Raw genomic sequence first — 12,906 nt, forward strand, 5'->3', positions numbered from 1 at the left:
AAAAAGATAAGGTAGGTGCTTATGTGAGTAAGAAAAATAATCAATCTTCATCCATTAAATTTGCTGTCATTTTAACCATCATCGCAGCTCTTCTCATCGGTCTATTTGTTGTGATTGGGAACAAGAACAGCCAAGAAGCACAAACAGTTGACAGTAAGCCTTCGATTAAAGGACAGCCTGTCATAGGGGACAAAAACGCAGCGGTGCAAGTCGTTGAGTTTGGGGACTACAAATGTCCGTCATGTAAATCATTTGAAACAGACATTTTCCCAAAGCTGAAAGCAGACTACATAGATAAAGGCGATGTATCCTTTTCATTTATTAATTTACCACTGCCTGTTCATGGAGATGGCGCAGTGTTAGCAGCACTAGCTTCTGAAGAAGTGTGGAAAGAAGATCCAAAAAACTTCTGGGCATTCCATGAAGCTGTCTATCAAGCACAGCCAGATAGTGAAGCAGAATGGGTTACGCCTGCTAAGCTGACTGAACTAGCGAAAAAGACAACAAAAATTGATACGGACAAACTCAAAGATAACTTATCAAAGAAAACGTATCAGCCGCAGCTGAACACAGACGATCAGCTTGTGAACAAATATAAAGTGAATTCAACACCAACGATTTTGATTAACAATAAACAAGTTCAAAACTTTTATGACTATGATGAAATCAAAGAATTAATTGATCAAGAGCTCAAAGGGAAAAAATCATGAAGAATAAGCTCATTTACTTATACAGTGCTTGGATTGTCTCTATCGTTGCGACGATGAGCAGCCTGTATTTAAGTGAAATAAAGAAGTTTATCCCATGCGATATGTGCTGGTTTCAGCGCATTTTCATGTACCCGCTCGTGCTCTTACTTGGAATTGCTACGTTCCGGGGCGATGTCAAAGTGAAGTATTACGTACTCCCTTTGGCTGTGATCGGTGCTGGCTTTTCCATCTATCATTATATGGAACAAAAGATCCCGGGCTTTGCGTCGATTCGTCCTTGCTTAAGCGGCATTCCTTGTTCCGTTGATTATCTGAACTGGTTTGGTTTTATTACCATTCCACTATTGGCTCTCATTGCATTTATTCTTATCATCCTCAGTATGCTGCTGTTAAATGCAAAAGAAGATTGAGAGATAGCCTGCTTTTAAGCGGGCTATTTTTTATTTTTGCAAAAAGATAAAATTTAAAGAAAATTTGTATTGCTTTTCGCTTATGTCAGATATACATTAAGGGAGTAGTGTTAGATGATCAGATCATGTAAGGAGATAAGCGGAAAATGGCATGGGAAGTCTTAAGTATCATTGGTATTATCGCATTCGCCATTAGTGGTGCGATAGTAGCAATGGAGGAAGAGTACGATATTCTTGGTGTGTACATTTTAGGGATTGTGACAGCATTTGGCGGTGGAGCGATTCGAAATCTATTAATCGGTCTTCCGGTGTCTGCTTTATGGTCACAGGGCAAAATGTTTACCATTGCTCTTGTATCCATTACGATTGTGTTTCTTTTTCCAAAGCTTTTGCTCAAGCACTGGAGCACATGGGGGAATTTCTCGGATGCGATTGGTTTAGCAGCGTTTGCGATTCAAGGTGCATTATTTGCTGTGCAAAGAGAGCTTCCGCTCAGTGCGGTCATTGTGGCAGCCATTTTGACTGGAAGCGGAGGCGGAATTGTGCGTGATTTATTGGCAGGGCGAAAGCCGCTTGTGCTAAAAGCGGAGATTTACGCAGTTTGGGCAGCACTTGGCGGCTTACTCGTAGGACTCGGTTTAGCACAAGGAGAGATTGCTTTGTATTTGCTGTTTCTCATCCTTGTCGTATGCAGGGTTTGTTCCTACCTATTCAAATGGCGGCTTCCCGCTAGGTCTTATTTTCTAAATAAAGGGTAAAACGAGAAAAGAGCGGTTTCGCTCTTTTTTTTGTGTTTGATACGAGCTGGATGTCAGCAGGTAATGGAGTTTTCGTGTAAAATAAAAGCAGGGTCTTTTTGTTCATCATTGGAACAATACATGGGATGAAAATTTTGTCAGCTGGCTGAATATCTGGATTCAGCTTTTTTTGCCTAGATGGATTGTTATGTGTTGGTTTCACATTTTGCGGAATACTAAAGAAGCACCTATGATCGGACGGATGAATCAACATGGAATGAACACATCTTTGCATGTAAGCAAAACTTGACGAAAAAATTGAAATAGGAGGGACACGTACTAGTGGAGATTTTTTTGGCAGTGCTTGTATTACTAGCACTCATCGCATCATCTAATATTATCAATCGTTTTGTCCCCTTTATTCCAGTCCCGTTAATTCAAGTGGGCTTAGGAATATTGGTGGCGGCTTTTCCTTCAGGTTTACATATTTCTTTAAATCCCGAACTATTCTTCGTTTTATTCATTGCGCCGCTGTTATTTAATGACGGGAAGCGTACCCCAAGGGACGAGCTGTGGAAATTAAGAGCGCCGATTCTTCTGTTAGCCCTAGGGTTAGTATTTGCGACAGTCATTGTAGCAGGATATACCATCCATTGGATGATCCCAAGCATTCCGCTTCCAGCCGCATTTGCGCTTGCAGCGATTTTATCACCGACAGATGTGGTAGCAGTCAGTGCTCTTTCCAGCCGTGTGAACATGCCAAAGGGTATCATGAGACTGCTGGAAGGCGAGGGATTGATGAACGATGCATCAGGACTTGTCGCCTTTAAATTTGCCATTGCTGCAACAGTGACTGGCGCTTTTTCGATTGCTGAGGCATCCTTTAGCTTTGTTCTGATTGCCGCAGGTGGTCTATTGACTGGATTTATTCTATCCTTTTTTATCATTCGTTTTCGCTATTTCCTCCGCCGTCTAGGAATGGACGATGTCACGATGCACATCATCCTGCAAATTCTTACACCATTTGTCATCTATTTAGCAGCGGAAGAAATCGGTGTGTCCGGTATTTTAGCGGTTGTTGCTGGCGGTGTGACACACGCTATTGAGCAGGATCGAATGGAAGCAAATTTAGCCAAACTGCAAATTGCTTCATCAAACACATGGAATATTATTTTATTTATTTTAAACGGACTTGTTTTCGTTATCCTTGGATTGCAGATTCCTGATGTATCGACGGTCATTTTCCAGGATGAAGCCTTTAATAATATGCAGGTCATCAGTTACATCTTAATCATCACGCTGTGTCTTATGATCCTGAGGTTCTTATGGGTATGGCTGTTCTGGGCAGGGAATTGGAGTGCAACGAAAAAGCAAAATGTGAAAAAACCGAAGCTTCGCGCCTCGATGCTCATGACATTCTCTGGTGTTCGTGGGGCTGTGACATTAGCCGGTGCCTTCTCCATCCCATTTACACTTGCGGACGGATCACCGTTTCCTGAACGGCATTTGATTATTTTCCTCGCAGCAGGCGTCATCTTATGTACACTCATTTTAGCTAGTGTGTTACTGCCTCTTTTATCTGAGAAAAAAGACAAGCAAATCGCTGTGGATTTGGATACAAAGATTCAGCATGCGAAACGGAAGCTGCTAAGAAGTGCCATTAAAACCTTAAGAGAAGGAATGAATGAAGACAATAGGGAAGTGTCTCTTGCACTCATCAATGATTACCGAATGAAGCTGCGCAATATCCAGCGTGAACCGTATCAATTCGGGATGAGAAAACAAGAGAGAAAGATCAGGCTGCACGGAATCAAAGCTGAGCAGATGAAGCTGCAACAGCTCATTGAGGAAGAGAAAATCGATAAAGAAGAAGCCTATGAGCTGCAAGAAAGATTTCATGAGCTAGAAATGCTGTATTCAAACTCCTTCAAAATCCGTTTTTCAAAAGTGAAGTTTCTGCGCTTGCTTCAATGGCTCCAATTATGGCGGCCGAATCAGCACGTTTCCAGCGGCATTTTAGAAAACGAGGGCTCGTACAAACAAATCCGTAAGAAAACGGCTGAGGCTGCTGTGGACTCGATCAAACAGCATATGACCGATGAAAATAAACAAACGTGTCATCAAGTGATTGGTTTTTACAACCAAGTCATTTATCGATGTGAACACGGTCCAAGCTTCTTTCAGCAAAAAGACCGTTCATTTGACCGGAAGAAAAAAGAGCTTAACTTCCAAGCTGTACAGACAATACGAAATGAAATTCAAACTCTGTATGAAGATGGTGAAATCAATCGTGACATTGCCCATCATTTAAGGGAGTATATCAATGACATGGAAGCTGTTCTCCTGACTAATACGTAATGTTGTGATCTTCTCCCCTATGTTTTATGATGAAGAAAGAGAACAAGCAGGGGGAGATCAATGATGGCGTATTATGGAGCAATTGAAGCTGGCGGTACAAAGTTTTGTTGTGCAATCGGCAATGAGCATGGGGACATTCTCGAGGAAATGACGATTCCAACAGAGCACCCAGAAAAAACATTACAAAAGCTCATTCCATTTTTCGAGCAGCATGACATTGAAGCATTAGGGGTCGGCTCCTTTGGACCAATCTGTGTTCAAAAAGACGATCCTTCTTACGGTTATATCATGAACACGCCGAAAGTAGAGTGGAAGCATTACCCGTTCATTCCAGAGCTAGAGAAGCAATTACGGGTCCCAGTATCTTTTACAACAGATGTAAATGCGGCAGCATTAGGTGAATTAACAAAAGGAGCAGCCAAAGGGCTGAATAGCTGTATGTATATCACGGTCGGTACGGGTATCGGTGCTGGCGCTGTTGTAAAAAACGAACTTCTTCACGGTCATTCGCACCCAGAGATGGGGCACATCCTTGTCAGGCAGCATGAATCAGACCCGTTTGAAGGAGTCTGCCCAGCGCATGGGACGTGTTTAGAAGGACTGGCAGCTGGCCCAGCGATTGAGAAAAGGTGGGGGAAATCTGCCAAAGAGCTCACGGAGGAAGAATCAGTTTGGGCACTTGAAGCTGATTATTTGGCTCAGGCGCTGATGCAGTACTCGCTCATTTTAAGCCCAGAGCGCATCATGATGGGCGGGGGTGTCATGAAGCAAAAGCAGCTGTTTCCACTGATTCGAGAGAAGCTTGCTGCTTATCTCAATGATTATGTAGACCTGCCGCCGCTTGATACATACATTGTCTCTCCTGGACTTGAGGACAAGGCCGGCATGACAGGTGCTTTGCTGTTAGCCATCGAAGCGAAGAAAAACGCCTGATAATAGAGTTTTAATGGACAACGTGAGATAATGAAAAAGATGGAATCTATGAAAAAGGTGGTTGTTAAAATGGTCAAAAGCTTGAATGATACCGTAACACTGAATAACGGAGTGGAAATGCCTTGGTTTGGTTTAGGTGTATTCAAAGTGGAGGACGGCAATCAAGTGGTAGATGCCGTAAAAGCAGCCATACGAAACGGATACCGCAGTATTGATACGGCTGCCGTTTATAAAAATGAGACAGGCGTAGGCAAAGCGATTAAAGAATCTGGCGTGAAACGAGAAGACTTGTTCATTACGTCTAAAGTATGGAACACGGATCAAGGCTATGACAAAGCGCTGGCTGCGTTTGACGCAAGCTTGAATCGATTAGGTCTTGATTACTTAGACCTCTATTTGATTCATTGGCCTGGCCCAAATGCAGATACATTTAAAGACACATGGCGTGCGCTTGAGACGCTTTACAAGGATGGGAAAGTGAGAGCCATTGGCGTCAGCAACTTCTACATTCAGCATTTAGAAGAGCTGTTAAAAGATGCTGAGGTTGTTCCAGCCGTGAACCAAGTTGAATTTCATCCGAAACTGACACTTGTCGAACTGCGTCAATACGCAAAAGAAAAAGGCATTCAAATTGAAGCGTGGTCTCCGCTGATGCAAGGAAAGCTATTAGATCATGACGTATTGAAGGACATTGCTGCACGCTACAACAAATCTGTTGCGCAAGTCATCTTGCGCTGGGATCTGCAAAGCGGCGTCGTGACGATTCCTAAATCAATCAACGAAGAACGCATTAAACAAAATGCAGATATTTTTGATTTCGAACTATCCAAAGAAGACATGGAAAAAATCGATGCGTTAAACAATAACGAGCGCGTCGGCTCGAATCCAGAGACGATGACGGTTGGGTTTGAATAAATGAAAAAAATCCTCTTTCTCATATGAGAAAGGGGATTTTTTATGTACTGCTTCTGCGCACAGCCAAAAGCATAATAAAAGATAAGATCACAATACAAATCGTCCAGGCCCAAGCAAGTTCCATTCGTCCAGAGTCAATCGCCACATAGATAGCGGTTGGGAGTGTTTGAGTTTTTCCTGGGATGTTGCCGGCAAACATTAAGGTCGCTCCGAATTCTCCTAGGGCTCTCGCAAAGCTGAGGACGCTGCCAGACAGCAGGGAAGGCAGGGCAAGAGGTACCGTAATATAGGCAAAGACTTGGAATGAATGAGCACCATCAACTTTTGCAGCCCCTTCAATATCTGACTCAATTGTAGAAAAGCCCGCCTTTGCTGATTGATACATGAGCGGAAATGCCACGACTGTCGAAGCAATGACCGCCGCCCACCATGTGAAAATGACCGGCTGATGGAAGATCCATTCAATCGCGCCCCCTATTACACTATGTTTTCCGAATACGACGAGCAATAAAAAGCCAACGACTGTTGGTGGGAGAACGAGCGGCATCATCAGGAACGTTTCCACAATCATTTTCCCTTTAAAAGTTGTTCGCGTCATCCAAAAGCCGACCGTTGTGCCAAAAACAGTGGCCAACAGTCCGCTGACGATGGACACTTGAATGGACAGCCAAATGGGTGGTAGAAATTCTTCAGTCAGCATAGCCATTACGACACTTGAAAGCCGTATTTCTTAAAAATGGATTTGGCTTTATCAGATTGAAGGAATTGAAAAAAGACCTTGGCTTCCGTTAGATGTTCTGTCTCTTTTACAATCCCTACTGGATACATAATCGGGGAGTGCATGTCCGGATTTGCCTCAGCTGCAATCTTTACTTTTTTGGAAACGAGGGCGTCTGTTTTATACACAACACCTGCTTCTACATTTCCTGTTTCGACGTAGCTTAGGACTTGCCGCACATCCTTGCCGTAGACAGCATTCTTTTTCACTTGGTCCCATATGTTCAGTTGTGTGAAGATCTCTTTGCCATATGTACCAGCAGGAACCGATTCAGGTGTACCAAGAGCAATCTTTCCTTTTACGTGCCGGACGTCTTGAAAGCTTTTAATAGAGGAAGAGCAATCTTTTGGCACAATAAGGACTAGCTCGTTTTGTATAGCGTCCTTGATATAATCTTGATCAATGTCTCCAGATTGAACAAGTTCATCGAATGGCTCCTCAGCTGCTGAGAAAAAAAGATCCGCTTTTGCTCCTTGAGCGATTTGCTGCTTCAATGCGCCGGATGACCCGAAGTTATTCGTTAATGACACATTCGGATGTTGCTTGTGAAAGGAGGCTTCAATTTCCTTTAGTGCATCCTGAAGACTTGCCGCTGCTGAAATCACAAGCTCTGTTTTTTTATTCGAATTAGATGGCATCATCTCTGTTTGGCATCCACTCAGGAGCAAACATATGGAGATGAAGGCTAAGAATGTATACTTCATGTTCACACCTCTTATCATTCAATATCATGTGGTTCCCTTTATTATAAGCAAACTTATTTGAGCATTCATAGGCTTTCAGTAAAAAGAGAAAAGAAAAAGCCGCCAAATGGCGACTTTCAGCGTGAAGATAAAAGGGATCGTTTTATCCTGTTTACTTCTGATAAAAACGCAGCAAATTCCCATTGATCACTTTGTCTGATAAGGAAAGCTCTTTATTGGCTTTTTCGATATAAGGCTGACACACCTCATCCTGTTCAACAGGTTCTTTTGTTTTTTGATCATAGCAGGTGTTCTTTGTATAGAGATAATCATCTGTAATAAAGTTCCCGTTTCTCAGTACAGCGAAAGGCGTACGTTCATTTGAAAATAAATCATTGCCGAATTGAATGGCATCCTTCGTTTCAATCCCAAGTAAGTGAAGAAGTGTCGGCTTTACGTCCATTTGACCAGCTGTTTCAGAAATGGTCTGCGGTGCTTGATCCGTGACACCTGGAATGTAAATCAAAAAGGGTACCCGCTGCAGTTTGACCGCATCAAACGGCGTGATTTCCTCTTTATTGAGCAGCTGTGCCATTGCCTCATGATGTGCCTCTGAGATGCCATAGTGGTCACCCATGAGGACAAACATCGTATTGTGATACAATCCTTCTTCTTTCATACGGTCAAAAAACATTTTAACCGCTTCATCTTGATAGCGGACGGTCGTCACATAGCGGTTTAAAATGGTACTGGACGAATCATATTCATCAATAAACTGATCCTTCGGGTCAATTTCAAATGGAAAATGATTGGTCAGTGTAATGAATGTGCTGTAATAAGGCTGCTTCAACTTTTTTAAATGATCAATGGATTGATCAAAGAAGTCGATATCTTTTAAGCCCCAGCCAGTTGAATTCCGTTCATTGACATGATATGAATCGACATCATAAAAACGATCAATTCCAAGCGATTCATACATCACATCACGATTCCAAAACGTTTTATTATTCGCATGAAATTGGACGGATTGATAGTTTTCCTTTTTCAACTGCTTGTATAACGTGTCATATTCGTTGTCACTCGCTGTGAAAAAGACAGCGCCGCTGCTAGAAGGGTAGAGGGAATTAGCGACAATAAACTCTGAATCCGACGTCTTCCCCTGCTCTGTCTGCTGATAAAATTCATCAAAATAAAAACTCTTTTTAGCCAGTTGATTTAAAAAGGGAGTGATGGATTGTCCATTCACCTTTTGATTCATGACAAATTGCTGCGTCGATTCAAGTGAAATGAACACAACGTTCTTGCCTTTAGCAAGTCCAAAATACTCTTCGTTTGGTGCGCTGTAATCAGCCTTTGTGTAGTTTGCTACAGTAGAAAGCGTATCTTCATCTGCAAAGGCCTTTTGTCCAATGCGTGCCGTTTGGGCAGCACCGTCATACAGATGAAATTGGAAAAGCCCGAGGTTTCTGACAATGACTTCACGATCATAAGAGCTTGTCAGAAATCGAGGGTGATCCATCATAGCTGAGCTGACATGAAACAATAAGAAGCTGCAGCAGACCGCATAATACGTTTTGATCGTCTTGAATGACGCTTTTGGGGCTAATGGTTTGCGCTTGAGCAGCCATGCCAGTACCACAAAATCAATGAGCATCAGCACAAAGAGCGGGTGGAATAATTCCGTCATACTGCTGCCCATATCTCCCATGTTCTTCGCTTGGAATAACACGGGAATGGTAATGAAATCAATATAAAAACCATAAAAGATCGTATTCGAGATGAGAATCGCCGTTAGAATAAAATTTGCGGTCAATAAAAAAACCTTTTGGTTGGTTTCATTTAAAAAAAGAGCAATCCCAAACAAAGGGAGCAAAAAGCTAAGTGGATTGATCAAAAGCAGCCATTCATGAAACAGATTGGCCGTTCGTATGTGAAATCCGAATTGATAAATGATGTATGTTTTCATCCACATGAAAAGGATGGAATACACTAAAAACCAGTGATTTTTGAAAAACGCTTTCATTTATGTATCTCCTCACCATTCTGTATTCAGCTGCAAGGCAAAAACACTTATCTTAAACCTACTAAAAAAATGAGGAATGATCAATTCATATCCTGTCTTTTTCGCAAAACTCTTTTTTTATTCTGTTAGAACTGGATTGGGATAGATATGCCGCAGATGACGGCGATGTAATAGCAGGTGACGACGGTGAGAGCAGCTAGTACGACTTGTTCTCCTGTGCTGCCTGTTTTGACATAGAAGGGGAGACGCACTTTAATGGAAGCTGGAAATAAAAATTTAATGCCGTTCACTGTTCCTGCATCAAGGATAAGGTGGCTCGCCATTCCAACGAGTAAACCGGTACTTAAGCTGTCATTTGGAATGTATGTTGTCGCGAGAAAATAAATGATCAGCAGAAATAATAAACTGTGTGTAAACGTGCGATGACCGAACACGCTGCTGATTAGTGTCGAGAGCAGCGGAAATTTTCTGCCGATTTTACTTTTTGTATGGCAAAGATCGGGGATCAGAGCACCTGCTGATCCAGCTGCAGCCATGATGACTGGGTCGAGTCCGTAGTAGTAGGCGACGGCCGCTGAGGCGGCGATTCCGCCCATAATGTGTGTTTTTCCTGTCATGATGCGTACTCCTGTTCTATCTTTTGTTCAAGTACTCACTATATCAAGGGTGAATTCATTCAGCAAGGCTTATTTCTAAAGAAAAAGAGGACAAAAGGGTTGGCTGATTGGAAAAACATTCTATAATAAGGGGGAAGTCATGTTGATACTAACGATAAGGATGCGATTCGGATGAGTAATGCAGACATTTTAAAAGAAATTGTTCTCGTACATTATGAAGTCAGCCGTAAATTAAACCGCAAGTTACTTGAGTTAGAAAAAGACATCACGCCACCGCAGATATATGCTCTTTCTATTTTGATACAAGGCAAAGTATCACATGCCGAAGAGCTGAAACAAAGACTCTCCTTAAACCCAGGTGCAGCCTCCATTGCACTCAATAAATTATGTGAGCAGGGCTATATTCAGAGAGAACGTGACAAAGACGACCCCACGCTAGTCCGGTTAGAAGCTACGGAAAAAGGGGTAGCGATTTATGAAAAGCATACACGTCTTTTCGGAAAGGTGATTCAGCATATGATGTCAGACTTCACAAAGGAAGACTTAAAGACCTTTTTGACGTATTTGCAAAAAATGAGACAGACCTTCCATGATGATTGAGCCTTTCCACCTTGTATAATGAGGCGCACTGTAGCACAAATTAAACAGGCAACCGCATTTTATGAAAAGGGAGGAAACAGCGATGTCATTTTTCCAAAAGGATAAAAAGGCGAAAAGCGAGCAAGACCACAAGCAGGTTGATCAGCTGTTAGAAGAAGCAAGCAAAGAGCTAGCAGGCGATCCGCTTCAGGAAGCTGTACAAAAGAAGAAAAACAACGATCAATAAGCAGGTAATAGGCAGAGAAATGATTCTCTGCCTTTTTTCTATGTTTTTCCCTTTGACAGATGTGAGAATGTTTGATAACCTTCGTGTAGTAAAAATGAATAGAAATCCTCACGCTATGTCTCAGTGAGGTAGAGGTTGCGCGGATGATGAGTCACTCATGGGAGAGATGGAATCGAAGATCATGAGAAAAAAGGCATCAGCGCCGAAGTGTAGAGAGAGCTCCAACTTTCTTTATGCTGGGTCTGCATTGAATAAATGCAGGACTGCCACGTCTTTGAAGCGTGGAGGGCTATCCGGAGATCAAGGTGTATGTTTTGAAAAGCATGGACTGTTGTTCAGGCTTTTTTTTATGTTCTGAGTATCTAAGATAAGGGTATGCTGTTAAGAAAGTGACCCATGATGAACATAAAGAATACAAGTCATTGCTTCACGAATATATCAATGAAGATACTGCCGGGTCTGGTCCGAAGTGAATATAACGGAGGTACGGAAATGGAACAGACAAAAAAATGGGGTTTTTGGTTATTGACGGCTTTTGTCGTCGGAAATATGGTAGGGTCAGGCATCTTTATGCTGCCAAGTACACTTGCCCAGCATGCCAGTCCTTTAGGTGTGACGATGGCATGGCTTGTTACAGGTGGCGGTGTGCTGATGATTGCACTTGTTTTTGGGCATTTGTCCATTCATAAGCCGCAGCTGACGGCTGGACCACAAAGTTATGCAAGAGCGCTTTTTAACGATCCGAAAAAAGGGAAAGCGGCCGGTTTTACAATGGTTTGGGGATATTGGGTGGCAAGCTGGATTAGTAATGTCGCAATTATTACGAGTCTTGCCGGTTATTTAACGACATTTTTCCCTATTCTCACCGTGAAGACGGAGATTTTCACCTTTGGAAAAGAAGCGATCACACTTGGTCAGCTGACAACGTTTATTGTATGTACCATTCTTCTTTGGGGCACACATACGATCTTAATTACAAGCTTAAGCGCTGCAAGTAAATTAAACTTTATTACGACCTTTTCAAAGGTACTTGGATTCGTCCTTTTTATTGTTGCGGGATTATTTGCATTCCAAACGGCATTATTTGAACATTATTACTTCCCAGTTGCAGCAGAAGGCGAAGGAGTGCTCGGACTTGGAGGCCAAATTCATCATGCGGCCATTTCCACACTATGGGCATTTATTGGCATCGAATCAGCTGTGATTTTATCAGGGAGAGCATCCTCGCAGCGCGATGTGAAACGTGCAACGATTACAGGTCTTTTAATCGCACTTTCCATCTACATGATTATTACATTGATTACAATGGGCGTCCTGCCGCATGATCAGTTGCAAGGCTCAGATAAACCATTCGTTGACGTGCTTCAGCTCATTATTGGACCGGCTGGCGGAATAGTCATGGCACTGCTTGCGATCATTTGTTTATTTGGCTCGATGCTTGGCTGGATCTTACTTGGTTCAGAAGTACCGTATCAAGCAGCAAAGGCTGGCGATTTCCCAGCAGTATTTGCAAAAACAAACAAAAAAGGCAGTCCTGTTTTTGCTTTGACAGTTACAAATATCATGTCACAACTGTTTATTTTCTCAGTGATGTCCCGTACGATTAATGAAGCTTTTACCTTTTTAACGACATCAGCGACACTTGCGTATCTCATTCCGTATATTGTGTCTTCGATCTATAGCTTTAAGGTCATCATGCAAGGTGACACGTATGATCTTCAAAAAGGGAAGCGAACAAGAGACGGAATCATTGCGCTTGTTGCGATGGGGTATTCCGCTTGGGTCATTATTTCAGGCACAGCTGATTTGAAAACATTTGGACTTGGCATCGGTCTGTTCTTAGTAGGTATTTTGCTTTATCCATTCATGTCAAAAGGATTCGCCAAAGGAACGGAATAAGGGAAACGTTTCTCCAC

13 protein-coding genes and 1 riboswitch are annotated in these 12,906 nt (G+C 42.5%); of the genes, 9 read left to right on the plus strand and 4 right to left on the minus strand.

Annotated features, from left to right (window positions below):
• Positions 1 to 23 precede the first annotated feature (23 nt).
• From C6Y03_RS07055 to C6Y03_RS07085, 6 genes are all read left to right on the plus strand, one after another.
• Positions 24 to 710 carry a DsbA family protein gene (locus C6Y03_RS07055; RefSeq protein ID WP_060597713.1) on the plus strand — a complete coding sequence of 229 codons (687 nt, stop codon included), beginning with the start codon at positions 24 to 26 and terminating at the stop codon, positions 708 to 710.
• The gene (locus C6Y03_RS07060; protein WP_060597297.1) at positions 707 to 1,120 is read left to right on the plus strand and encodes a disulfide oxidoreductase; all 414 of its coding nucleotides are present in this window, start codon (positions 707 to 709) and stop codon (positions 1,118 to 1,120) included. The genes C6Y03_RS07055 and C6Y03_RS07060 overlap by 4 nt, the downstream gene beginning before the upstream one ends.
• A gap of 146 nt (positions 1,121 to 1,266) precedes the next feature.
• Complete coding sequence (locus C6Y03_RS07065) at positions 1,267 to 1,878, plus strand: trimeric intracellular cation channel family protein (protein ID WP_003212961.1); 612 nt, start codon at positions 1,267 to 1,269, stop codon at positions 1,876 to 1,878.
• A gap of 321 nt (positions 1,879 to 2,199) precedes the next feature.
• Positions 2,200 to 4,215 carry a Na+/H+ antiporter gene (locus C6Y03_RS07075; protein WP_034659982.1) on the plus strand — a complete coding sequence of 672 codons (2,016 nt, stop codon included), beginning with the start codon at positions 2,200 to 2,202 and terminating at the stop codon, positions 4,213 to 4,215.
• Between the two features lie 63 nt (positions 4,216 to 4,278).
• Positions 4,279 to 5,148 (plus strand): ROK family protein, encoded by an 870-nt coding sequence (locus C6Y03_RS07080; RefSeq protein ID WP_034659981.1) that lies wholly within the window; start codon positions 4,279 to 4,281, stop codon positions 5,146 to 5,148.
• A gap of 69 nt (positions 5,149 to 5,217) precedes the next feature.
• Positions 5,218 to 6,063 (plus strand): aldo/keto reductase, encoded by an 846-nt coding sequence (locus tag C6Y03_RS07085; protein ID WP_034659979.1) that lies wholly within the window; start codon positions 5,218 to 5,220, stop codon positions 6,061 to 6,063.
• A 40-nt stretch (positions 6,064 to 6,103) separates the two neighbouring features.
• On the opposite strand, the gene modB is transcribed toward C6Y03_RS07085, so the two are convergent.
• The 4 genes from modB to C6Y03_RS07105 form a co-directional block, all read right to left on the minus strand.
• Entirely contained in the window at positions 6,104 to 6,769 is a 666-nt protein-coding gene (modB, locus tag C6Y03_RS07090; RefSeq protein WP_106039079.1) for a molybdate ABC transporter permease subunit, read from the minus strand.
• Positions 6,769 to 7,545: a molybdate ABC transporter substrate-binding protein gene (modA, locus tag C6Y03_RS07095; RefSeq protein WP_106039080.1), complete on the minus strand. Its 777-nt coding sequence runs from the start codon at positions 7,543 to 7,545 to the stop codon at positions 6,769 to 6,771. Before modA ends, modB begins: the two co-directional genes overlap by 1 nt.
• Positions 7,546 to 7,696: 151 nt before the next feature.
• Positions 7,697 to 9,547 carry an LTA synthase family protein gene (locus tag C6Y03_RS07100; protein WP_106039081.1) on the minus strand — a complete coding sequence of 617 codons (1,851 nt, stop codon included), beginning with the start codon at positions 9,545 to 9,547 and terminating at the stop codon, positions 7,697 to 7,699.
• Positions 9,548 to 9,672: 125 nt separating this feature from the next.
• Positions 9,673 to 10,164 carry a metal-dependent hydrolase gene (locus C6Y03_RS07105; protein ID WP_106039082.1) on the minus strand — a complete coding sequence of 164 codons (492 nt, stop codon included), beginning with the start codon at positions 10,162 to 10,164 and terminating at the stop codon, positions 9,673 to 9,675.
• A gap of 171 nt (positions 10,165 to 10,335) precedes the next feature.
• On the opposite strand from C6Y03_RS07105, the gene C6Y03_RS07110 reads away from it, so the two are divergent.
• The 3 genes from C6Y03_RS07110 to C6Y03_RS07125 all read left to right on the plus strand — a co-directional run bounded on the left by C6Y03_RS07110 (position 10,336) and on the right by C6Y03_RS07125 (position 12,889).
• A complete protein-coding gene (locus C6Y03_RS07110) occupies positions 10,336 to 10,764 on the plus strand; it encodes a MarR family winged helix-turn-helix transcriptional regulator (RefSeq protein WP_034659971.1) in 429 nt (142 codons plus the stop codon).
• A gap of 82 nt (positions 10,765 to 10,846) precedes the next feature.
• The gene (gene sspJ, locus C6Y03_RS07115) at positions 10,847 to 10,990 is read left to right on the plus strand and encodes a small acid-soluble spore protein SspJ (protein WP_034659969.1); all 144 of its coding nucleotides are present in this window, start codon (positions 10,847 to 10,849) and stop codon (positions 10,988 to 10,990) included.
• 121 nt (positions 10,991 to 11,111) lie between these two features.
• A riboswitch (Lysine riboswitch) is annotated at positions 11,112 to 11,290 on the plus strand.
• 192 nt (positions 11,291 to 11,482) lie between these two features.
• Positions 11,483 to 12,889, plus strand: a complete 1,407-nt coding sequence (locus C6Y03_RS07125) for an amino acid permease (RefSeq protein WP_060597291.1) — start codon at positions 11,483 to 11,485, stop codon at positions 12,887 to 12,889.
• Positions 12,890 to 12,906 lie beyond the last annotated feature (17 nt).

Origin of the sequence: Bacillus sp. LNXM65 (assembly GCF_002998575.1) — a bacterium.
Lineage (GTDB): Bacteria > Bacillota > Bacilli > Bacillales > Bacillaceae > Bacillus.